General features: G+C 62.2%; 13 protein-coding genes, 1 pseudogene and 1 CRISPR repeat array. Of the genes and pseudogenes, 10 read left to right on the plus strand and 4 right to left on the minus strand.

Annotated features, from left to right (window positions below; genetic code table 11):
• Positions 1–17: 17 nt before the first annotated feature.
• Positions 18–800, plus strand: a pseudogene (locus MTAI_RS15760) (transposase family protein); the annotation flags it as partial.
• 108 nt (positions 801–908) lie between these two features.
• Here MTAI_RS15760 and MTAI_RS14520 read toward each other — a convergent pair.
• Genes MTAI_RS14520 through MTAI_RS14530 form a run of 3 tightly spaced genes read right to left on the minus strand, consistent with a single transcriptional unit; the run spans position 909 to position 8,734 of the window.
• Complete coding sequence (locus MTAI_RS14520; protein WP_081698439.1) at positions 909–2,150, minus strand: Druantia anti-phage system protein DruA; 1,242 nt, start codon at positions 2,148–2,150, stop codon at positions 909–911.
• Positions 2,151–2,168: 18 nt separating this feature from the next.
• Positions 2,169–3,314 (minus strand): RecB family exonuclease, encoded by a 1,146-nt coding sequence (locus MTAI_RS15765; RefSeq protein WP_081698438.1) that lies wholly within the window; start codon positions 3,312–3,314, stop codon positions 2,169–2,171.
• Positions 3,311–8,734 carry a Zn-binding domain-containing protein gene (locus MTAI_RS14530; protein ID WP_027888910.1) on the minus strand — a complete coding sequence of 1,808 codons (5,424 nt, stop codon included), beginning with the start codon at positions 8,732–8,734 and terminating at the stop codon, positions 3,311–3,313. The genes MTAI_RS15765 and MTAI_RS14530 overlap by 4 nt, the downstream gene beginning before the upstream one ends.
• Before the next feature lie 222 nt (positions 8,735–8,956).
• On the opposite strand from MTAI_RS14530, the gene MTAI_RS15480 reads away from it, so the two are divergent.
• The 8 genes from MTAI_RS15480 to MTAI_RS14565 all read left to right on the plus strand — a co-directional run bounded on the left by MTAI_RS15480 (position 8,957) and on the right by MTAI_RS14565 (position 17,456).
• Positions 8,957–9,583, plus strand: a complete 627-nt coding sequence (locus tag MTAI_RS15480; protein ID WP_245453148.1) for a transposase family protein — start codon at positions 8,957–8,959, stop codon at positions 9,581–9,583.
• Between the two features lie 116 nt (positions 9,584–9,699).
• Complete coding sequence (locus MTAI_RS15485) at positions 9,700–10,020, plus strand: hypothetical protein (RefSeq protein ID WP_119361873.1); 321 nt, start codon at positions 9,700–9,702, stop codon at positions 10,018–10,020.
• A gap of 289 nt (positions 10,021–10,309) precedes the next feature.
• A CRISPR array of direct repeats spans positions 10,310–12,231; the repeat unit is 37 nt; unit sequence GTCGCACTCGGGCGAGAGCTCGAGTGAGGATTGAAAC.
• A 231-nt stretch (positions 12,232–12,462) separates the two neighbouring features.
• A complete protein-coding gene (locus tag MTAI_RS15770; protein WP_155915776.1) occupies positions 12,463–12,633 on the plus strand; it encodes a hypothetical protein in 171 nt (56 codons plus the stop codon).
• Between the two features lie 137 nt (positions 12,634–12,770).
• Entirely contained in the window at positions 12,771–13,799 is a 1,029-nt protein-coding gene (locus tag MTAI_RS14545) for an extracellular solute-binding protein (protein ID WP_027888995.1), read from the plus strand.
• A 116-nt stretch (positions 13,800–13,915) separates the two neighbouring features.
• Positions 13,916–14,749 (plus strand): ABC transporter permease, encoded by an 834-nt coding sequence (locus MTAI_RS14550; RefSeq protein WP_027888996.1) that lies wholly within the window; start codon positions 13,916–13,918, stop codon positions 14,747–14,749.
• Positions 14,746–15,531: an ABC transporter permease gene (locus MTAI_RS14555; protein ID WP_036197688.1), complete on the plus strand. Its 786-nt coding sequence runs from the start codon at positions 14,746–14,748 to the stop codon at positions 15,529–15,531. Before MTAI_RS14550 ends, MTAI_RS14555 begins: the two co-directional genes overlap by 4 nt.
• A gap of 25 nt (positions 15,532–15,556) precedes the next feature.
• Positions 15,557–16,567, plus strand: coding sequence for an ABC transporter ATP-binding protein (locus MTAI_RS14560; protein WP_027888997.1), 1,011 nt, complete (start codon positions 15,557–15,559; stop codon positions 16,565–16,567).
• A 112-nt stretch (positions 16,568–16,679) separates the two neighbouring features.
• On the plus strand, positions 16,680–17,456 hold the full coding sequence (locus MTAI_RS14565) for an alkaline phosphatase family protein (RefSeq protein WP_081698442.1): 777 nt from the start codon (positions 16,680–16,682) through the stop codon (positions 17,454–17,456).
• Between the two features lie 326 nt (positions 17,457–17,782).
• Here the strand turns inward: MTAI_RS14565 and MTAI_RS14570 are convergent, their stop codons facing one another.
• A complete protein-coding gene (locus MTAI_RS14570; protein WP_027888999.1) occupies positions 17,783–18,700 on the minus strand; it encodes a hypothetical protein in 918 nt (305 codons plus the stop codon).
• A gap of 194 nt (positions 18,701–18,894) precedes the next feature.
• Between MTAI_RS14570 and MTAI_RS14575 the strand changes: the two genes are divergently transcribed.
• Complete coding sequence (locus tag MTAI_RS14575; protein ID WP_027889000.1) at positions 18,895–22,011, plus strand: ATP-binding protein; 3,117 nt, start codon at positions 18,895–18,897, stop codon at positions 22,009–22,011.
• Positions 22,012–22,193 lie beyond the last annotated feature (182 nt).

The raw sequence follows: 22,193 nt of genomic DNA on the forward strand, positions 1-22,193 counted from the left end.
TATGATAAAAGCCAGCATACATCTGGGTAGATGACGAACTCAAAGCCCTGCAAGCCCAGGGTACCCGCCTCCCCAGACCCCAGAAGGGTCAGAAAGCTACCCTCGCAGAGCTCATCACCCTGGCCATCTTCATCATCCTGGCAGGACAGGATCTGGCCAAAGGCTACCTCACCGCCAAGACCACCCTGCGCCCCTTCTTCCCCTCCCTCCCCCACCTCTCCCGCTTCTACCGCGTGCTCAAAAACGCCCAGACCCTCCTGGCTCATCTGGCCCTCCACCTCGCCCAGGGTCAGGGGCTTCTCCAGGTGGTGGATCTCAAGCACATTCCTCTAGCCCATGGCCATCGCATCCACGACCGCGGCCTGCCCGATAGCGCGGTGGGGGTGGGCCCCCTGGGGGCTTTTGCCGGGTATGTCCTTCTGGGGGTGATGAACGAGCGGGGGCTTTTTTTCCGCTGGAGCGTCCTGCCCGGCAATACGCGGGAGACCTGGGGAGCCGACCTTCTAGAAGACCTGCCCGCTTTGTTAGGAGACCGGGGGTTTCGTTGGGTACCGGGGGTGCAGACGCCCCCCTATCGTCTGCGGGGAGGAAGGAAGGTGGAGACGGGGTGGAAGGAGTGGATGGGTGAGGTGCGGAACTGGATCGAGACGCGCTTCAGTGTGATGGTGCGTTCGCTGGGGCTTCATCGCATCGAGGCCCGGTCGTTTGGAGGATTCTTGGCGCGGGTGAACCTGATTCTGCTGGTGCACAACCTTATCCGCAGCCGTCTTTTGCTCAGGATGGCGGGGGTGGAAGGGTAGGCTTCTGGTAGCACACGAAGGTATTACTAGCGTGGTCGTTGGTAGCGTGAATTCACGCACCGGCCCTAGAGTTGATCGTATATCGAACCTGCTGCTACTGGAAATAGACTAGTTTTTTAGCAGATGAGCGAGATAAACCTCCCGGTTTATCTCACGGTACTCGGGTCGTTCCTCAGCGCGAGGAAGAACCCAGCGAAGCAGGGCTGCTTTGGCCACCTCTTTAAGGGTTGGCCGATGCAAGATGGCACGTTTCACCTCACCCCGCAGTACCTGATCGAAGTTCTCAGCTAGGGGCATGGCGTAGACTTCGCGGCTTATCCCATGGCGTACCAGATCCGGACTGAGCCCCAGCATCTCAAACCCGACCCGCGCCACTCGAATACGCCAGTTAGGGCCGTCACCAAACTGATGCCCGTTGGCGTACTTATGATTGTGCTGAATCAGCATATTACGCAAGCGCCCAAAGAGTTCGCCGTCCAAATGAAAGTGGCCATAGCCCTCGGTTACGCCGATGCGCACGAGCTTAACCAGCGTGGGTGCACTAGGGTCGAAGGGATTGGGGGCAGCCCGGAGGTGAAGACGGTTGTATAGGGAAGAACGCCCTAAAGCCGAGGTGACCGTAACCAAGACTAGTCGAGCTCTCTTCTGCTTCTTACTGATAATGCCCTCCATGGTTCCGTAGCGCTGGCTGAAGTCTTCCGACACCTCCCGTGAACCAATCAGCGAGACTACCAACTTGCCCCCCAGCAAATGGGAGTAAGGCGGAACAGCTCCCACCACGTAAGCGTCCATGACGTTGACTAGCCGCTCCCTGCGGTCCTGTGCGTTCCAGCGAATCCACTGGTCCCGTGCCCGTAGGTTGAATACAGGGTCGCCTAGGGCGAAAACCCCTATGAGTTTGCTGTTGCTACAGTCCATCACCAAGTAACGCATTCGCCGACCAAAGCCTCTGGAAACGGGCACTGACCATAACGTGGTGGCCAGGCGAAACAATTCCCCAGTCCAGTCCTCAGCGTTCACCGGGATGAGTTTCGGTTGGATCTTATCGGGTTCGACATCCCTGCCGTCGGCGAAGTACGGCAGGTACCTCTCTAAACGTGGTCTGAGAGCCCCAACCTCCCTTTTCAGCAACAGATCCCGTTGATGGGCGTGGGCTGCTCGGATGGTCTCCTTATCCAGGGCTTTCCCCACTTGACCGTTAGTGCTTACCCCAAGGGCTGAGAGGTGGGCCAGAATGTCGGCTCTGAGTTGCTCCGGCGAATCCGATGTATCGGGGGTTTCTCGGTTAGAATCGAGTGTTTCGGGTGTGCATACGAGGTCAGGGGGTGACTTCAAGGCGGGACGTATCATATCGGGCACCTGCGCTTCTCACAGTCTAAGGAAGAAAACCTCAGAAAGCTCATCTATGGTCGCTCGCGGGCTGTGCATTAGTCCTCGGAGGGGGGCATCGAGAATGCGTAAATGGTCACCTATTTGCACGTGGCTGAGGTGCGGAAAGCGATCCTGGGCGAAGACTAGAAGGACCTCAACCTTGCGCCAGTGAAGCACCAGTTTGATATGGTGATCGAGGCGTCGAACCTCACGCACCACCCCTTCGACACCTAGGCCTGACCGCTCGAGGGCTACCATATGGCTAGATTCGCTTCGTTGCCAATCCCAGAAGGGTTGACACCAGGGCCGGAAGGAACACACCTTACATACATCACCAGGGGTCGCCAGTGCACCAGGCTCCGAGACTTCATCCACCGTACGTATGAGATTCACTGTTTCACTGATGATCGCTTGGCAGGCCACAGGATTAACTGGAACCTCATGGCTGGCACCGGTCAAGGGATATACCAGGAGCGCGCGGGCTGGCCAAGTTCCCCGCGTTTCAAACCACATGGCTGCATAGAGTTGAACTTGGCGTTCATAGCGCTCGGGTATATCCTCACGTAGAGCAGACTTGTAATCGAAAAGGTAAATCCCTCCTGGTTGGTGCTCGACACGGTCGATCCGGCCGCGTAACAAACCACCGGCCCCTATGACGTCCACCTCTACTTCTACCTTGATATCTCTGGCAGTACCTGACACATTTTCTGAGCAGGCAACTGATCGTCTAGACCTAAGCTGATTTTGGCCTAAGTGTTGCGCAATCGAGAGCAGCGCTTCAAGGGCCTTATGGATGCGCTCGCGGTTACGGGGCAGGCCCCACTCGCGGGGGCGTTGATTCGCTTCAGCCTCCTGGGTGGCCAATTCACGCTGGAAACGGTGACTCACCGCTTCGGCAACTTCTCCCTTAGTGCCTGATGGCGGGGATTTGGTGAGCGATTCCAGGGTACGGTGAAAGGCGATGCCAATACGGCCATCAAAGCTTACCCTGGGCTCATAGCCCCTCGAGCGCTCAAAGAAGAGGCGCAGGGGACACGAGCGCATGATCTCGATTGCTGTGGGACCAAAAGGGGGGCGGGGCTTACCACGTGGAGGCCACTGATGCCGTGGCTCCACCGTCCAATCGAACTTAGACCGGTTCATGAGCGTGCCAATTGGTTGAGCACCCAGAAGGGTCGGCGCTCAAGGTCGAAGGAGGTAAACACCGCGCAGCGGATGCCGTGCTCTGCCAGAATTTGTTGACGTGCCTCGAGGCTGGGCCGAGCTATGAGCGGGTGAATGACCCACAGGCCCACCTGCTCTCCTGAGGCCCTCTCTAGAACCACGGGGAAATAAATTCCTCCAATCTCCGTGCCCAGGTGGACTTTCCAGTCTGCTTTGGCATATTCAGCTAGCGCTCGGCCGCAGGCGTCTATTCGGTGTTGGTCGAGTTTTGGGAGGCTGCCTTGGAGTAAGTAATTAAGAAGATCAGCGCCCAAATGGCGGTCGAGGATGGGGTGGAGGGTCTGGTTGCGGTAGTCAAACAAGCACTGATAACAGGCCCCAGCGCAGTGAGGATTCTTGCACTGTCGACCTAGTTGCAGGGCTTTTTCCAGGATCTCCTCGAGCTTGCGGTCCACGGCCCGGGCATAACCAGCTCCACCGGGCACATCGTCATACAGAAACACCTCACCATGGATGCGTCCTGGAGCCCGCTGTACGGGCCGCACTCCAATCTTGAGTTCCCCCGGGTCAATCTGGAGCACCCTTGTAGCGGCGTTAGCTACCAGGGTGCCGAAGGAGTACCAGATAGACTGACCTGAGGGCTCGTTGAAGGGCGCGTCCAGCGAGTCCGGGAGGTCGCTCGCCAGGAGAATGACCTCTGAGCGGAACGGGTGGGCCAGTATGACCTGGTTAGTGTACGGGGGGCGTGTGGGACACCAAGAGCCTCTCCGTGGTCCGCGCGGTGGGAAGTGAGGGGGCACATCAGCCGGGCGCTTGTGAGGTTGGGGGTCGTTTGGGTCTAGCGCGCGCCCGCAGGTCGGGCAGATTAGATAGCCTGGGAATCGGGGGTTCGGACCCCGGTTGCTGATGACCAAATCCCCCACACGGACGTTGGTATATAGTCGGTTGGCGTAGGGTGCCCGAGAATGGCCTATACTGAAGGCAGTTTCACCTGTCAGCAGTCGGGCAGGAGATGCTTGACCGCTACGCTCTTCACCCTCATTGGCTATATAGACCTGACGGCCGCTATCTGGCAGGGCTCCGTCCACTGTAAAGCCTTTAGGGCGCAGGTAGTGCAGAAGGTCCAGGTCAAACCCACCGCAGACCTCGCAGCGATCGGGTGGAGTCGCCTCTACCTGGAGTAGGGAGACTGCCCGGCAGTCGCGGCACTCCACGAGGATCCCTTCGGCGCTGTAGTCAGGTTCGCGTTCAAAGGGGGCGTGAACCCCCACGCTCTTGTATTTGTAGGTCACCTGGTTGCTTTGCCGGACCACCTCCGCCCCAGGAGCATATTCAGCAATAGCGATCTTCAACTCACGCTGCATGACGTTCGCGGTTTCGTATTCTTCGTCCTCCCCAACGGCAGTGTCGTTAGGAATGGTCAAGGAGACTACGTCAATGGGGAAGGCATAGCTTGGGAGGAAACCTGAACGGATTAGCACTTGAAACAACTCATCGTTAGGAAAGCGCTGGATGACTACCTCCTGCACCTCATCTACCAACGCATCCAGCCAACCAGGGATCTCGCTGAAGAACTTGGGGTGCACCACCCGTTTGGATCGCTCGATCAAGGTGGCTCGGTTCGTAGCCAAGTACTGCCGCATCTGATCAGCAGTCTGGTTGGATCCAAACTCCGCCACTGTCCCCCAACTCGCAAAAAGCCCCGCGCCCAGTTCCTGGCGGTGGTGGCTGAAGAAGCTTTGCAGCACCAGCGACCGCACGTGCCGCCGAGCGATAACCTCGTTCTCCAGGTGAAGGCTTGGCACTCGTGGGGGGTCACTGACGATTTCTGGGGGGCGATCAAAGTAATACTGGTCATGGCTCCTGTTTTGCGCAAAAGTGAACACAGTGGCCAGAGCGCTGCCGCGCCTGCCTGCCCGGCCTGCTCTTTGTTGGTAGTTGGCTACTGTAGGAGGCACGTTGCGCAGCCCTACGAAGAGCAAGCTGCCGATATCAATGCCCATCTCCATGGTGGTGGTCACCGAGAGCACATCCACCCGCCGATCCAACCGGTTTTGATCGCCGTGGAAGAAGTCCTGGAACCAACGCTCCTCATCGCGGGCCTCCTTAGAGGCAACCTGTGCAGTGTGCTCGCTTGCACGTAAGGGAAATGGATCGTCGAAAGGGCTACCGGGAAGTGCATAGAGGGATGCCTGACGAAAGTAGTTCCGAATGGATTCTACAGGGACCTGCTCGGTTTCCTGACCGCAGCGAATGCAGGTATTGAGCAGGGCTTCGCTCATGACATAGGTACAGGAGCGGCAGCGGGCCACCTGCGCACCGATCGGGTATAGCACGAAGCGGTTCAGCCGGATACCCTTTGGCTTTTGGTATCTGGCCTTTGGAATTGACCTCCCAGAGTCCTCGAGGATGGATAACTGGTTCAGAGCCTCCCAGAGATCATTTTCAAGTTTTTCTGCCCAACGTTCTAAGCCTGCTGGCCCATCCAGGCGTCCTAATTGAAGCAGCTTGCGCCCAATCGCGGCGATATAACGCCCGAGTTTCCGGTGTTGAAGACGGTTGAACGGCACAGCAGTTCCGAATTCATAGTCGAGCATCCTTTCACCGCGGTAAAGCACTCTTCGCTCGTGGTCTTGAACGAGTGTATAATCCCAGGCCCACGGTTTGTGAGGCTCTGGAGCAGTAACTATGTTCTCAGTGGCCAGCAACCGGGTCACTGACTGGATCAATAGCTTGGATTCCTCTCCAGTCAGTGCGTCGAAATTGCCGATTTCAGAGTTCAAGGGCACGCGCCACTTGGCCAAGCCAAGCGGTTCGAGGGAGAACTGCTCCTCGGTGATCTCCCGCAGGAGCGCCACGTCGAAGTGTTTCTCGGCCTCCTCGCTCCACTTGGGATCACCCGCCTCATAACGAGCAAAAAAATCAGGCACCCTCTCTCCGGTGGGGTTAATCGCCCGCTCGAGCTGAAGCTCGATTACCTGGCCTTTGAGGGTTTTGTAGTCCTTGGGTGCGGGATTAGCAGCACGACCTGTGCCCTCGCATCCTGGGCAAGGAACGCGCCGCACAGTCCGGGGTTGGCCGATGCGGAATTCGCCGCGCTCCTCAATCTCCCCAGACCCGTTGCAGCGCTCACATGTGTGCAGGACACGGTACAGCAGTTGGCGAAAGAGGTCCGCCATATGGTTCTGTTTTAGACTTGCCGCCAGCGTGGAGGCTTGGCGGCGGGAGTCGCTGAAAAGCATCGCCTTGCGACCGTAGTTGGGGCCTTGACTGGATGAGCGGGGCTGGTTGCGGAAGCTCTCTTCAACGATTACCGCGAAGGATTGGACCCCTTTGGTGCGCAGGGGCTCGATGACTTCCCGCCCGTCTGCGCCGGGCTGGCGGTAGCGGCGGCAGCGGGGGCACTGGTTGGGAAAGGGGCTGATTTCAACATTGTTCTTGTCACGGGTAGGATTAATCTCGAAACTCGGCCGAGCATGGGGATCATCCTTGGCTACGTGCAGGGTGGTGCGAGTGGAGCGATATTGCGGCACGGCATCAGCATCCGGGGCTTCTACCCCGAACAGCCGAAACTCCTTGAGGTTCTGCCGCTCCCCGCTCAGGTCGTCGCTCCAAGGCCACAGGCTTCCCTTGGCCTGGTCCGGGATACCCCCAAGGAATAGCAAGCCGCAGTGTCGGCAGGTGAAGACCTCCAGAACCCGTGCCCCGCAATCACACCAAGGCCGCGGTTCAGTGTACAGTTTGCCCACCGGACGATCCTCCCCCGGGGAGCACTCGGCACAGTTGGGATCCATACAGGCCCACAGGCCAGGAATGCCCCGGAAGAAGGCGTGCACACGCATAGAGAGCAGGGGCGGAGTGTCCTTGTTTTCGTCGGAGCGGGCGAAGCTCCCAGCGGCCAGAACCCCTGCCGTGGCTCGCTCGCGCTGCTCCTTGGTACCCACCTCCCCCCAGCACTCCTGGGCGAGTTGGTCCAGCGGGGTAGCCTTACGGGCCGTGCGCTGCCGCACCCACTCAATGTAAGGGTCTTGATCTAGGAGGCGATACAAGGCCACTTCCGGCTTTACCGTGTGGTCTACCGCGCCCAGATCCAAATCTTGGGCCAATTGCTCGATGGCCGGCCAGGGCTCCTGCAGGCGGAAGTTGCGCTGGAAAGTCTCGTAAGCCTCAAGAGTACGAAGATCTTTAGGGCGCTCATCGGGCCGAGTTGGGCGGTGGGCAGCTCGGACGAGAGTAAAGCGAGCTGCCGGTTCGCCGAATAGGTCACTGACGAATTGCTTCAACTCGTCGTCAGCACCTGGAGGGACTGAGGCAGTGGTGGCGATGGCCCGGAATTGCGCGGAGCCAGCCTCGAGGCCGAGTCGCTCCTTGAGGCGGCGAACCAGATAGGCGACCTCGGTACCCTTGGCTCCGGTGTAGGTGTGGGCCTCGTCCAGCACCAAGGTAAGGCGGGCTTCGGGGTTGGATTCGAGCCACCTGCGGGTCAGCTCAAAAATGTGGTTCTCGATGGGGCGCACCAGCATGTACTCGAGCATTGAATAGTTGGTCACCAGGATATCGGGGGGCGCGGCCTGCATGTCCCAGCGGCAGAGCATCTCCGGGCTGGATGGCCGGGGCCATCCACCGGTATCACGTAGGTCAGGCGTTAGCCTCGCCCAGTCCTCTTCGACATCCTTCAGGTACTCGGCCATCCGGTCACGGCGTTGCTTCTGAGTCCAAAGGCCGCTGAGGCGGGTGATGCTGGTGTACATCCCGAAGTGGATGACGTTGCCGTTGAGGTTGCTGCGCTGCCAATCAGGAGAGTCGCCCCTAGCCAGCACCCGGCGCAAGCGGGTGAGTTGGTCGTTGACCAATGCGTTCATGGGATAAAGGACGATGGCCCGCACCGCAGCGGGACGGCGTTCGTGGCGGCGGCTGTGGAGCCATAGGTTATTGGCGGTGTCGTATTCGCCGGGCCTGGCCTGGCCAGAAGGCGCTTCCCACGTTTTGGCCTCGCGCAGGATATCGGCCAGGATGGGGAGGAGGAATGCCTCAGTCTTGCCGGAGCCGGTACCGGTAGCTACCAGCAGGTTGGGTTGGTCGCTCATAGCTGAGAGCAAGGCCTGTTCCTGGTGAGCGTAAAGAGGGAACTTGTCCACAGGAACGCCGTGCCTCATCAGTTCAGCTAGACCCAAGGGAACCTTGTCTGGTGCTAGGTCTTCCAATTCAGCCAGCTTGTGGCCGGCCATGAAACTCGGCGTAGCCTCAATGAATGGCGTTTGGGCAATCACCCCCTTATCTCTAAGGATGTGGCCGCGCTCAGCGTAGATTGCCGGATGAGATATCTTGTATTGAGTCTCCAGATACTGGGCTAGAGATTCCTTAATGTGGTGAAAGGCTTGACTAGGGGTGAGGTTCATTGTTACCTCGGCATAGGTACTTACATGGCGTAGTGCGGGGTTGGGTCAAGCTGTGGTAGTAAGAGTCACTGCTATAAGGGGGTTGGCAGGTTGAGTTTTCATTTCCATGTAGATCGTTGTAGGATTCTGATTTTACCGGATCATAGCCTAGATTGGGGTGGTTTATAAACTAACCAGGCTTTTATCATAAGAGCCTATGAATCCCACACAGATACCCAGCCCTTGCCATACCTGGCGGAGATACCCGATCCGAGGGAATATCTGAAGACCGAGCATGAATGGGAAAACCTGATGCTGATCAGTCTGATGGCCCTGGGCAGCGGTCGGACAAATATCCTGGCCATCGCCCACTGGATCAGGGATCAGGAGAAGTACCTGCTGAACACCCTGAAGCTACGCAACCGCTTCGGGCAACGCAAACTGCCCGCCCAGGCCACGATGTATCGCTTCTTCTGGTTCCTGGATGGGCAGTTGGCAGCCTTGCAGGAGGCCATGCTGGCCTGGGCCCAGGATGTGCTGCGGGCGCTGGGCCGGGAAGAGCCGCTGGCCATAGCCACCGATGGCAAACATCTGCGAGGTACCCGGCGGGGCCGCAAGGGTGAGGCGGCTTTGGTCTTCCTCTCCACCTTGGTGCAGGGATTGGGGCTGAGCCTGGGTAGCACGGCGGTTACGACCAGCGAGGCCAAGGCAGCCGAGGGTTGGTTGGTGCGGATGAGCGACCTGGGGGTGGACTGGCTGATTACGGGGGATGCTGGGGTGATGAGCCCGACCCTGGCCCAGCAGGTGGTGGCGCAAAAGGGGGCTACCTCTTCACGGTCAAGAGTAACCAGAAAGACCTGCAGCAGCTGATAGCCTGGGCCCTGGACACATACCCACCCCACCCGGCGTTGTGGATCTGGACACTGAGCATCGCCCCCATGCCTCCCAGCGTCAGTGGCTTTGCCGGTTCCACCTACGCTCTTCGCATGCACCGCCAGGTCATCCACAAAGACAGCGGCCAGGTCAGCGAGGAGACCGACCATGCCATCACCTCGCTGGTCCGCACCCCTCAGGACTTCTATGCCCTTTGGCGCGGGCACTGGCAGGTAGAGAACCGCCTGCACCACCCCCGCGATACCGTCTTTGGTGAAGACGCTTCCCGCAGCCGCAAGGGGGCCGCTGGGTTGATGTATTTCCGTGATGTGCTCATCAACCTTTTACATCTCCACAACCTATCCCCACTGCGCTCCATTCGCTACTTCTCTGCCAACCCCAACGAACTCTACCAGTTGTTGTGCCCTTCGTGATAAAAGCCTAGTTAGTTTAGAGGCTTTTATCGTATACGCCGTATGATACTATGAAGCCGAGGTATGCGCGATGGAGGCATCCTCTTTTTTGTAGCCGGTCTCACCTTTGCGCGAACCCCAAGCAGGTGGCAAAACCCGGGGGGGTTCGCGCAAAGCGAGAAAGCGGCTAGGGGACATTGAAAACCCGTTTTCCCCCCACCTTCCCCCACCCTGCGTCGGAGGCCTTTTTGAGGGGGTTCGCGCAAACGGCCTCTTGAAACCCGTCCAGCACGTACGCTAGGATGAGGCCGTCGCACTCGGGCGAGAGCTCGAGTGAGGATTGAAACGCGCCAGCCACTTTTCCATCATATGGAAAAAGCGTCGCACTCGGGCGAGAGCTCGAGTGAGGATTGAAACCCTGGGAGCCCCGCTGGATTGCTGGAAGCCGAAGGGTGTCGCACTCGGGCGAGAGCTCGAGTGAGGATTGAAACGTTTTTTGGGCTCGACTCCTGCCCACCACCTTCGCAGTCGCACTCGGGCGAGAGCTCGAGTGAGGATTGAAACATGGAAATCTTTGATCGGCTCAAGGCAAAGGGAATCGTCGCACTCGGGCGAGAGCTCGAGTGAGGATTGAAACTCGTGGCTCCAGCAGGCGATTCCCTCGATGCCCCCGCGTCGCACTCGGGCGAGAGCTCGAGTGAGGATTGAAACCAGGTAGGAAAGCTCTATGCGGGGAAACTTCAGGGGTCGCACTCGGGCGAGAGCTCGAGTGAGGATTGAAACATATATCGTCCTGGATGTGATTCCATACCGCTGCGTCGCACTCGGGCGAGAGCTCGAGTGAGGATTGAAACCGGCGAAACGGGCAGGGCTGCGCCACTGGGGCAGGGTGTCGCACTCGGGCGAGAGCTCGAGTGAGGATTGAAACTTAGGCATGCGCCACCTCCACCAACTCCATATCACATTGTCGCACTCGGGCGAGAGCTCGAGTGAGGATTGAAACGAACAAATACTAGAACCAGTTAATCCGGAGGCCACCGTCGCACTCGGGCGAGAGCTCGAGTGAGGATTGAAACCAGCAACACACCGTATGCCATCGAGGTCTGCGAACGTCGCACTCGGGCGAGAGCTCGAGTGAGGATTGAAACAACGAGTGGCTCGAGGGCGTTGGAGTCGGTGAGTCGGTCGCACTCGGGCGAGAGCTCGAGTGAGGATTGAAACGCTTCACTGGCCGCGCTCTCAGCGGCCACTGGGTCGCACTCGGGCGAGAGCTCGAGTGAGGATTGAAACCCCCGAGATGGGGAAGTTTGTGATGCTGGTGGGGGTCGCACTCGGGCGAGAGCTCGAGTGAGGATTGAAACTATGGGCGCTACCGGCTGTACAACCCCTCCGGGCTTGTCGCACTCGGGCGAGAGCTCGAGTGAGGATTGAAACCTGCTCGACCACGGGGACATGCGGCTCGACCTCGAGTCGCACTCGGGCGAGAGCTCGAGTGAGGATTGAAACTAGGGCGGACAGCGGAGATAGTATGAAGTAGACGCGCGTCGCACTCGGGCGAGAGCTCGAGTGAGGATTGAAACTTCCGCGACGGCAGCTACCACATCATCCAACTCCAACGTCGCACTCGGGCGAGAGCTCGAGTGAGGATTGAAACTGCCGCAATGCGTAATATTCACCCAACGCCGGTGGAGGGTCGCACTCGGGCGAGAGCTCGAGTGAGGATTGAAACTGGGGAACCCTCAACTCGCATACCTGGGTAGATAAGGTCGCACTCGGGCGAGAGCTCGAGTGAGGATTGAAACTGGGGAACCCTCAACTCGCATACCTGGGTAGATAAGGTCGCACTCGGGCGAGAGCTCGAGTGAGGATTGAAACAGGGGGCCTCCAGCGGGGGAACAAGGCAGTGCGTCGCACTCGGGCGAGAGCTCGAGTGAGGATTGAAACTTGGATATGCGCCGTGCTGTACGCCCTGTATTCGTCGCACTCGGGCGAGAGCTCGAGTGAGGATTGAAACTGCGATGGGCCAACAAAATCCACATTATAGTTGTTGTCGCACTCGGGCGAGAGCTCGAGTGAGGATTGAAACGGCAAACCGCGCCAGAATGCCATCCAGCACCAGGCGTCGCACTCGGGCGAGAGCTCGAGTGAGGATTGAAACACCGATATGCCCAGCAGACAGGCCTTTGGTGGCCCCGGTCGCACTCGGGCGAGAGCTCGAGTGAGGATTGAAACCCTGCTCACGCCTGTTCTCGATAGCCTGGGTGGATCCAGGAGTGGCGCGACTGGCTGCTTTCCATGGGCTTTGGCCGAAGAAAAAGCGACACATCCCTGCCCGCCCAGGCTCTACCGCTTCCTGTGGGCCCTGGAAGAGCAGGTCGTCGCCCTGGAAAAGGCCCTGCCCTGGCCTTTTTCGGCAGGGGTCACTGGGCGATAGAGAACAGGCTTCATCACAAGAGGGATATCGTGCTGGGAGAGGATGCCTGTCGCACCCGCAAAGCGGCCCAGGCCCTGGCCGCTTTGCGCAACCAGCTGCTGGGCTTCCTGCACCGGCTTGACGTTCCCGTGCTGCGCAGTGTGCGTAGCTTCTCCGTCAATCCCATGCCCCTCTTTCGCTGGCTCAGTGGGTGTATGTGAGGGGTGCATACGATAAAAGCCTGTGGCTTTACGAGTGATCGCTTGCTCATCGAGCCTTTTATGTTAGACTCTGCAACTGAGCAGACCTGACATACAGTTGACAAAAACTACGTAGTTTGCCCGGTGGAGGAAAATACATGAGAAAACTCGTTATTTCCGCTATTGTTGTAGCTGGTGTGTTTGCCTTGGCCCAGGGTCTTCAGGCCCTGATTGATGGGGCCAAGAAAGAGGGTCAGATCGTAACCTATGGTTCGCCAGCAGACTGGGCGGGTTATGGGGCCATTGCCGAGATCATGACCAAGCGCTACGGCCTCAAACACAGCGACACTGATATGTCTTCTGCCGAAGAGATTGCCAAGGTGAAAGCCGAGCGCAACAACCCGGTGGCCGACGCCTTTGACATTGGCTACCAGTTCTGCACCATCGCCATCCGGGAGGATATCCTGATGGCCTACAAGCCCAGCCGCTGGAACGAGATCCCCCTCTGGGCCAAGGATCCCCTGGGCCGCTGCACCGCTACTTATTACGGCACCATCGTGCTGGTGACCAATACCAAGGTGGTTAAAAACCCGCCCAAGAGCTTCAAAGACCTCCTGAAACCCGAGTATAAGGGGCTGGTGGCGGTAGCCGACCCACGCCGGGCTGCGCTGGGGCAGTACGCGGTGATTGCTGCGGCCTTTGCCAACGGCGGTTCCGACCGCAACATCGACCCCGGCATCAAGTTTTTTGCCCAGCTCGCCAAATCGGGCAACCTCAAGCCGGTGGCCCCCTCCAAAGACCTGCTGGCCAAGGGCGAGATTGGCATCACCCTGGACTGGGACTTCCGCGCCCTCAACTGGCGTAAGGACATCCCTGAGCTGGCCATCTCAGTTCCCACCGACGGCTCCACCTATGGCCCCTACGCGACCGTGCTCAACAAGTTCTCCCGTCGCCCCAACGCGGCCAAGCTCTGGCTGGAAACCGTCCTCTCCGACGAAGGCCAGATTGCCTTTGCCCGCTCCGGGGCCCGGCCCATCCGCAACGTGAAGCTCCCCGAAGATGTAGAGAAAGGCCTCCTGCCCCAGGCCCAGTACAAGGTGGCCAAGCCCATTACCAACTGGCTGAACATGGAGGCGGTGGCCAAGGACATGGGTGAGAAGTGGGCCCTCGAGGTGGTGGGGAACTAACCCTTACCAAAAGCAAGCCAACCCCGCTTTCTGGTGAACGTGAAAGTCGTTCAGGTAGACGCTACAACCCACCTCCCCGGCCAGGGTCGGGGAGGGGAGAGTTTAGGGGGTAAGCTGTGAGCCTGGGGCTGCGCTGGGTCAGCCTGGGCATCGCCCTGGCCTTTGGGGGTTTTTTGCTCCTCTTTGAGGTGCTGCCAGGGCTTTTGCTGGCGCGGGTTTTCTGGAACGAGGGCCAGTTTAGCCTGGCCTCCTGGCAGGAGGCCACCCGGCCCCTCTACCTCCGGGCCCTGCGCAACTCCTTCGAGCTGGCCTTCTACAGCGCTTTGCAGGGCGCCATCCTGGGTACCCTCACGGCCTGGGCCTTGTGGTCCTCGGCCCATCCTTTCGTCAAGCGGTTTACCACCGGTCTTTCAGCGGTGGCGGCCAACTTTGCCGGGCCGCCGCTGGCCTTTGCCTTCATTGTGCTCCTGGGGGGCAACGGCTTCTTCAATCTGATTCTGAAGGGGTTGGGCCTGCCGACGGTGGATATCTACAGCAAAGAGGGGCTGTACTGGGTCTACCTGTACTTCCAGTGGCCGCTCATGACGGTGCTGATGCTACCGGCCTTTGGCGCCATCCAGCGGGAGTGGCTCGAGGCGGCCCGCAGCCTGGGCAGCAGCACCTGGGGTTTCTGGTGGCGGGTGGGGTTGCCGGTGCTTCTGCCCTCAGTTCTGGGCTCGTATGTGCTGCTATTTGCCAACGCCTTTGGGGCCTATGCCACGGTCTATGCCCTGACCCAGGGCCAGCGCAACCTGCTGCCCTTGCAGATCGGCTTCCAGGTGGGGGGCGATATCGGCTATAACCCGGTGCTGGCCTCCACCCTGGCCCTGATGATGGCCCTGGTGCTGGCGGCATCGCTGGTGGTCTATCGCCTGAGCCGCCGCTGGGCCGCGCGGATGGAGCAGGTATGAGCCAGCTACTGCGACGTGCACTGCTGCTAGCCCTGGGGCTTTACCTGTTTTTGCCCATCCTGGCCTCCCTGGCCTACAGCGTGGCTACGAGCTGGACGGCCCTGCTGCCCGAGGGCTATACCCTTAAGCACTGGGCCAACCTGCTCGAGAACCAGCGCTTCTGGCTCGCGCTGGGCCGCACCGCGCTGCTCTCGTTCTCGGTGGTGGCCCTCTCGATCTTCTTCCTGGTGCCCACCCTGTTTGTGGTGCGGATGTACTACCCCAGGGTGGCGGGGGTGCTGGAGTTCCTGACGCTGTGGCCCTTTGTCTTCCCCGGGGTGATCCTGGCGGTAGGGCTCATTTCGCTGTACTCGAGCCCCCCCCTGCAGCTGGCCCAGACCCCCTTCCTGCTGATTGCGGCGGTGACGGTGATATCCCTGCCCTACGCCTACCGGGCTGTGGACAACGCCTTTGCCGCAGCGGATATCAAGACCCTGGCCGAGGCCGCCCGCAGCCTGGGGGCCGACGATGCCAAGACCCTGGCCTGGGTCATTCTGCCCACGGTGCTGCCGGGGGTGTTGTCGGGCGGGGTGCTGGCTTTTAGTGCGGCCTTTGGCGAGTTTGCCCTCACCCAGCTTCTCATCGGCACGCTCTGGGAGACCCTGCCGGTGTACCAGGTGCAGCTAGCCCGCACCGACGGCAACGGCAGCGCGGCCATTACGGTGCTGTCCTTTTTGGCGGCCTGGGGGCTGGGCTTCTGGGCGCTCTCGCTCAGGAAAGATGCGAAGGTATCGGTGATCTAGCCACAAAGGAGGGCGAGGCGACTTAATGCAGCGGGTGGGCATTCAACTTAAGGCACTATCCAAACACTTCCAGGGTAAGACCGCCGTCGAGGGGGTGAGCCTGCAGGTGGCCCCCGGTGAGCTGGTCTCGCTTTTAGGCCCTTCGGGCTGCGGCAAGACCACCACCTTGCGCATGATTGCCGGTTTTGAGCGGCCCGACCAGGGGCGGGTGTTCTTTGGAGAGCAGGACGTGACCGATCTCCCTGCCGAAAAACGGCGGGTGGGGATGGTTTTCCAGAACTATGCCCTTTTTCCCAACCTGAGCGTGGCCGGTAACATTGGTTTTGGGCTGCGGGTGGCCCGCTGGCCGGCAGAGCGCCTGCGCAAGCGGGTGGGGGAGATGCTCGAGCTGGTGGGGCTGGTGGGCTTCGAGAACCGGCCGGTGCAGAACCTCTCGGGCGGGCAGCGTCAGCGGGTGGCCCTGGCAAGGGCGCTGGCCCCGGAGCCAAGGGTGCTGCTCCTGGACGAACCCCTTTCGGCCCTGGACGCCAAAATCCGTGCCGGGTTGCGCACCGAACTGCGCAGACTTCAGCTCGAGCTGGGTATCACCACCCTCCTGGTAACCCACGACCAGGAAGAGGCCATGAGCATGTCCGACCGGGTGGTGGTGATGAACCAGGGCCGCATCGAGCAGATTGGCTCGCCCAGGGAGCTCTACACCCGGCCCCAGACCCCCTTCGTAGCAACCTTTATCGGCTCCATGAACCTCTTTACCCCGGAAAAAATACCGGGCGGGTTCCGCATCAGCGGGCATGAGGTGGCCCTGCCGGTTACGCCCAACGGCCAGATTGGGGTGCGCCCCGAGCGCATCGAACTGAGCCCCCACGGCCCCTTTGGCGGGGTGGTGGAGCTGGTGACCTACCTGGGGGCCGAGCAGCAGGTACTGGTGCGGGTGGGGCCCGACCTCTGGACGGTGTTTGTGCCCAACCAGGTGCTGCTGCAGCGGGGCGACCGGGTGCGCCTCCGGGTGCCCGACGACGCCTGGATTCTGGTGTGATGGGAGCCTAAGCCGAAGGGCTTTAGGAAGGGTTGACGAGCGTATCGAATGCCGATGCTTCTAGCAGGAAATCGAGCGGAAAGCTCGAGGCGGGTCTGGATGGGCGGGCCTTATGACCAGAGTTTTGTACGTCACCATTGATGGATTGCGACCCGATGCCCTCGAGGCGGCCCCGGCTCCTACCCTGCAAACCCTCATGCGGGAAGGGGCCTTTACCCTAAACGCCCGGTCGGTATATCCCAGCCTTACCCTGCCCTGCCACATGAGCCTTTTTCACAGCCTGCCCCCCGAGCGGCACAACGTGCTAACCAACACCTATGTGCCGATGGCACGCCCGGTGCCGGGGCTATTTGAGGTGCTCAGGCAAGCCCGTAAGCGCAGCGGGATGTTCTACTCCTGGGAGCCCCTGCGCGACCTGGCCCGGCCCCTCAGCCTCTCCGTGGCCAAACTCATCGCCTACGAGCACAACCCGGAGGTCTCCGACCGGCGGGTGGTGGAGGCCGCCCTGCCCTACCTCCGGTCGGGCGAGCTCGACTTCACCTTTTTGTACCTGGGGAGTGTGGACGAGGTGGGGCACCTGGAGGGCTGGATGAGCCCGGCCTACCTGCGCCAGGTGGCGCATGTGGACGCCTTGCTGGGGCAGGTGCTGGCGGGGTTGCCCCCCGAAACGGTGCTGTTGGTTATGAGCGACCATGGCGGACACCAGCGGATGCATGGTACCGAGCGCCCCGAGGACATGACCGTGCCCTTTATAGCCTGGGGGCCGGGGGTGGCCCAGGCCCACCTGACCGCGCCGGTGAGCCTTTTGGAGCTGGCCCCCACGGTGGCGGCGCTACTGGAGGTGGCCCCGGAACCTGCCTGGGAAGGCCGGGCGCTACGGTTGGGCTAATCTGACCGGACTTGGACGTGCGGGTGTGGTGCGGTACACGACGAGACCTAAATGCAGAGCGCGAAACATCCGCGCTGAAGGAATCCGGTTGATTCCCGTCGCCGCGAGGCACGCGGAGACGCAAAACGCTTGGGGAGTTGCCGTAAGACCTATGCATAGTAGCCAGGCAACGATGAACCAGGAATCCCACGCGCTTTAATCGTGAGAGTGTCAGCGACCATTTTGAGATTACCAGGACGTGAAACGACTTCATAACGTCCAAGTTCGTTGGTATTTTCGAATGAGCGGAGTGGTATTTGGGAAATGCGAGCAGTCCTTGGTGAGCGCTAGGGGCAGGCATCGCTCCGGACTCGGAACCAACGCTCTCCGTTAAGGAAGGTTCTCTCGCCGTCGTATTCAATCCGCACACGCTCAACCCCACCGCCGTCTACATTCAGCAGCAGCACGGCGCTGTTTTGGGTGGCCGACTCGATACGCCAGCGGCCCACGGCCCGGCCACGCCCTCCGCTCGAGGCCGAAGCACCCGGCACATTGAGGGTGGTGAGGCTTTGATCCAGATAGGCAAAGCTGCCATCGGAGCACAGGTGCAGGGTGCGCTCTTCGGAAATGCCACCGCTGCTACCCCCCGAATTGTAGCTGGAGAAGTACTTCAACATGCTCCCAGCTAGAAACTGTGTCCACTGGCGGGCTGCGCCGTCGGGAACCGGGGGTGCGAGCTGGGGCCGGGCCGCAACGGGGGCCTGGAATCTGGTAGAGCCGGCGAGTCCTTCTAAAAGCTGTGCATACAGGGCTTCGTTCTTTTGTGGCCCGACATAGAAGTAAATCACGTGGTTTCTCGAGCCCAGCAAGGCCAGGGCCCGCCCCACGTACAGGTCGTTGAGGTAACGGGCGGTTACCCTCGAGCCCTGCGTCCTGACCGAACCCACCAGTTGCAGCACTACGTTGTTTCCCAGATCCTGGGCCTCGTTCAGCACCTCTACCACCCGAGCCGGGGGCTGGTTCTTCATGAAAATTACCAACCCAACCCCTTCTACACTGTTGGAACCCAGCACCAGCACTGCCTGTTCCCCTTCTTCTTTATAAACACCCAGCCAGCCCCTGGGGAGGGCAAAACCAATTCCCAGGGTTGAGGATCTAACCTGCGTGCCCCCCTGATACTGTTGGTTGGGCCTGAGCTCGACCTGTGCCACTGCGATTCCACAGAGCACCGAAGCTGCCAGCCACGCCTGCTTGAGGTGTTTCATTCCTAGCCTCCTCCACCGGAGTATCACCACCTTGCGTCTCACCGGCATTACAGGGCTGGGTTGCGTTTGGGCTGGGCTCGGTACCGAGAGCGTAACCAGGGAGGAAGAGAATTTCAGGGTCGGATTTTTATTTGCTTCTGGGGGTCAGGTTCTTGCCTGAATTGGCGTTGGGTAGTTTGGTATAAGATGGCCCTGTGACCCGGAAAGAATCCGCGGTGGGTGGGCGGGGTGCGCGCTCGGTGCCGCTCGAGCTGGCCGACCGCCTGCGCCCGGTGCTTTCCCGCCGGGCCGGGCTGGCGCTGGGGCTGTGGGGTGCCCCCGGTATCGGCAAGACCCACACCGTGCGTGAGCTGCTGCAGCAGACCCCCTGCCGCAGCTTCAGCTTGCACGCCACTGCCACACTGCCCGTCATGGTACGGGAACTGGGCCGGGCCATGCCCCGGCAGGGCTTCCCGGCCTGGGCCGAGGCCCTGCTGGGGCGGTTGGGGCGCGGCGAGCACGCCGAGGGCGAGAAGGTGGCCTCCGCGCTGGGCGCGCTGCTGGCAGCCCAGGCCCCGGTGGTGCTGCACCTGGAGGACCTGCACGAGGCCCAGACCGAGCGGTTCGAACTCGTGCAGCAACTTGCCCGCATGACCCTGCACAGCAAGGGAGTGGCCCTGTTGGTGACGAGCCGGGTGTCGCCGCCGGAGCCCTTCAGCCCTGTCCGGTTGGAGGGGCTGGACGCTGAGGCGGTGCGGGAGCTGCTGCACGGCGAGGCCCGAGCGCCCCTGCCCGAGGAGGCCGTGCGCTGGGTCTACGCCCGTGCGGCGGGCAATCCGCTGTTCACGCTGGAGTACTTCCGCCACCTGGCCCGTCAGGGCTTCTTGTGGAACGACGGGCAGCAGTGGCGCTGGCGGGCCCCGGCCGGGCCAGACATGCCGCTGACCGTCGAGGCCCTCATCGAGCGGCTGATCCAGGAGGCCGCCGCCCAGCCCCCGGTTCGGCAGGCGCTCGAGGCCCTGGCCGCGCTCTCCCCCGGGGTCCCGGAGGCCTTGTGGGCCCGGGTCGCGGGGCTGAGCCCGCAGGCGCTGGAGGAAGCCCGCCTCGAGCTGCAGCGCCGGGGCCTGCTGCTGGGAGCGCAGTTCGCCCACCCGCTCTACCGCGAGGTCAGCCTCCACCTCCTGCCTCCGCCGCGCCGCGAGGAGCTGGCCCGCAGGGCGCTCGAGGCCCTACAGCCCTACGACCCCGAGGGGGCGGCCGCGTACATCGAAGAGGCGGGGCTGGAGAGGGGGGAGGCGCTGGAGCTGCTGGGCCGGGCCGCCGAGCAGGCGCGGCAGGCCGGGAACGAGGTTCAGGCGGCGCGCTGGGGGGCGCGGGCAGCGGGCTATGCACGGGGGGAGGAGCAGGGGCGGATGGCCCTGGAGGCCGCCCGGGTGCTGCAACACCACGACCTCCCCGAGGCCGCCCGCCTGGTTCGGCTGGCCCTGCCGACCCCGGCGGCCACGGCTGAGACGGTGCGCTTCTACGCCCACCTGCTGGCGCGGCAGGGGCATTCCCCCGACCTCGAGGCCCTGCTCGAGGGCCTGCCCCCCAGGCTGCGCAAGGCGGTAGACCTTCCCTCGCTGGCCGTCACCACCCACAACGTCGCCGGGAACAACGCCAAGGCCCTCGAGGTCTGGCTGGCCCACCCGCGGCTGCACGCCGACCCCTCGCCCGATCTCCTGCGTGCGGCCGCGGCTTCGGCCTTGGCGACGGGCCAGATGGAGATGGCCGAGTCCCTGACGGCCCGGGGCATCGCCACCGCGGACCCGGCCCTGCGCTGCGAGTTCCTGTCCCTCCAGGCCCTGACCCACTACCACCGGGGGGAGTATGCGGCGGCCGAGGCCACCCTGGCGCAGGCCCTGGAGATCCTCGGCACCCTCGACGCGCCGCGCCTGCGGGGCACCGTGCTGGTCAACCGGGCGGCTTTCCTGCGGATGCTGGGGCGTTACGACGAGATGGGCCGCTGCCTCGAGGAGGCCCTGCAGATCCGGCGCCAGGCCGGCGACGCCAAGGCCTACGCCTTTGCCCTGGCTGCTCTGGCCGAGCTTTTGCTCGAGCAGGGGCGCTATGGGGCGGCCGAGGAGGCCGTGCGCGAGGCCATCGCCACCCTCGAGCTCTACGGCCCCAGCCGCTTCCTGGCCAACGCGCACTCCATGGCGAGCCTGCTGTACCGTTCCCAGGACACCCCCATCGCCCGGCTCCTCGCCCTCAAGCACGCCGACCTCGCGCTGGGCTACGCCCGCCAGCTCGGCAGCCCCCGGGTGGTGCGGGAGCTGCTCTTCGATGCCTCGCTCGCCAGCACCGGCGCCGGCCAGCCCGAGCGGGGGCTGGCCCTGGCCGCCGAGGCCGAAGGGCTGGCCGGGGCGGCGGGGGACTCGCCGCACGACAACTTCCGCACCCGCTGGGCTAAGGGCCTGGCCCTGGAAGCCCTGGGCCAGCGCGGCGCGGCCGTACAGGCCCTGCGCGAGGCCCTCGAGCTCGCCCGACCCCTCAACGTTGCGATCGACGAGCACAAGCTCGGCCTCGAGCTCGACCGGCTTACCGGCGACGTGGAGAGCGCCCGTTGGCGGCTGGAGTGGTTTGAGGGGCACGGCCTGACAAACGGGGCCAACCTGGCTCGCCGCTACTTCCCCCAGCTCGCCGAGGCCGCCCCCGAGGCCCCGCCCGCCGCCCTGCGCCTGGAGCTGCTGGGGCCGGTGCAGTTTGCCGGGCAGCCGGTGCGCGGCCGCAAGCGCCAGGAGCTGCTGGCGCTGCTGCTCGAGGCCCGCGTCGCCGGGCGGGGCGAGGTGGGCAAGCTCGAGCTCCTTGACGCGCTCTACCCTGGCGAGGACGAGGAGAAGGCCGCCTCTTCCCTCAAGGAGCTCGTGCACACCGTGCGGACGAGCCTGGGCCCCGCGGCCGTCATTACGACCCCCGGGGGCTACGCCCTGGGCGACGCGGTGGAATCCGATCTGGAGGAGTTCCTGCGCACCGGCGACACCCGGTTGTGGCGCGGGGCCTACCTCGAGGGCCTCTCCCCCTTCAACGAGACCGTGCGCGAGTCGGTGCACCTGGCCCTGCGCGCGCGGGCCGGGGCGCTGCGGGAGGCCGACCCCAAGGAGGCGGCCCGCCTGGGGCGCCTGCTGCTTGAGGCCGACCCCTACGACCTCGAGGCCCTGAGGCTGACGCTCGAGGCCCTGCGCCGCACGGGGAACCACAGGAGCCTGAGCCGGCTGTACGAGGAAACCAGGGCGAGGATGCTCGAGGTGGGCGAACACCTGCCCGCCGACTGGCAGGATTTCCTGGCCTGAGGGCGGGATAAACCCTCTGGCTCCCCCCCGCACACGGGAGAGGGGTCATCCGGCCCCGCGCGAAAGACCAAGCACCAAGGACATGGGCCGCACCTCGAGGCCCGTGCCTGCCGGCGTGAGCCGCTCACCGGCAAAACCGGGCCGTGGGCTGACCGCCGCCTGACCGGGGCGGGTGCAGCGTG

Origin of the sequence: Meiothermus taiwanensis WR-220 (assembly GCF_003568585.1) — a bacterium.
In the GTDB taxonomy this organism is placed as follows: Bacteria; Deinococcota; Deinococci; order Deinococcales; family Thermaceae; genus Meiothermus; species Meiothermus taiwanensis.

What these genes read in the sequence shown, in the direction of transcription:
- MTAI_RS14560 (WP_027888997.1), top strand. Translation starts at nt 15,557, where the DNA reads ATGCAGCGGGTGGGCATTCAACTTAAGGCACTATCCAAACACTTCCAG.
- MTAI_RS14570 (WP_027888999.1), bottom strand. Translation starts at nt 18,700, where the DNA reads ATGAAACACCTCAAGCAGGCGTGGCTGGCAGCTTCGGTGCTCTGTGGA.
- MTAI_RS14530 (WP_027888910.1), bottom strand. Translation starts at nt 8,734, where the DNA reads ATGAACCTCACCCCTAGTCAAGCCTTTCACCACATTAAGGAATCTCTA.
- MTAI_RS14555 (WP_036197688.1), top strand. Translation starts at nt 14,746, where the DNA reads ATGAGCCAGCTACTGCGACGTGCACTGCTGCTAGCCCTGGGGCTTTAC.
- MTAI_RS15765 (WP_081698438.1), bottom strand. Translation starts at nt 3,314, where the DNA reads ATGAACCGGTCTAAGTTCGATTGGACGGTGGAGCCACGGCATCAGTGG.
- MTAI_RS14565 (WP_081698442.1), top strand. Translation starts at nt 16,680, where the DNA reads ATGACCAGAGTTTTGTACGTCACCATTGATGGATTGCGACCCGATGCC.
- MTAI_RS14545 (WP_027888995.1), top strand. Translation starts at nt 12,771, where the DNA reads ATGAGAAAACTCGTTATTTCCGCTATTGTTGTAGCTGGTGTGTTTGCC.
- MTAI_RS14520 (WP_081698439.1), bottom strand. Translation starts at nt 2,150, where the DNA reads ATGATACGTCCCGCCTTGAAGTCACCCCCTGACCTCGTATGCACACCC.
- MTAI_RS15485 (WP_119361873.1), top strand. Translation starts at nt 9,700, where the DNA reads ATGCACCGCCAGGTCATCCACAAAGACAGCGGCCAGGTCAGCGAGGAG.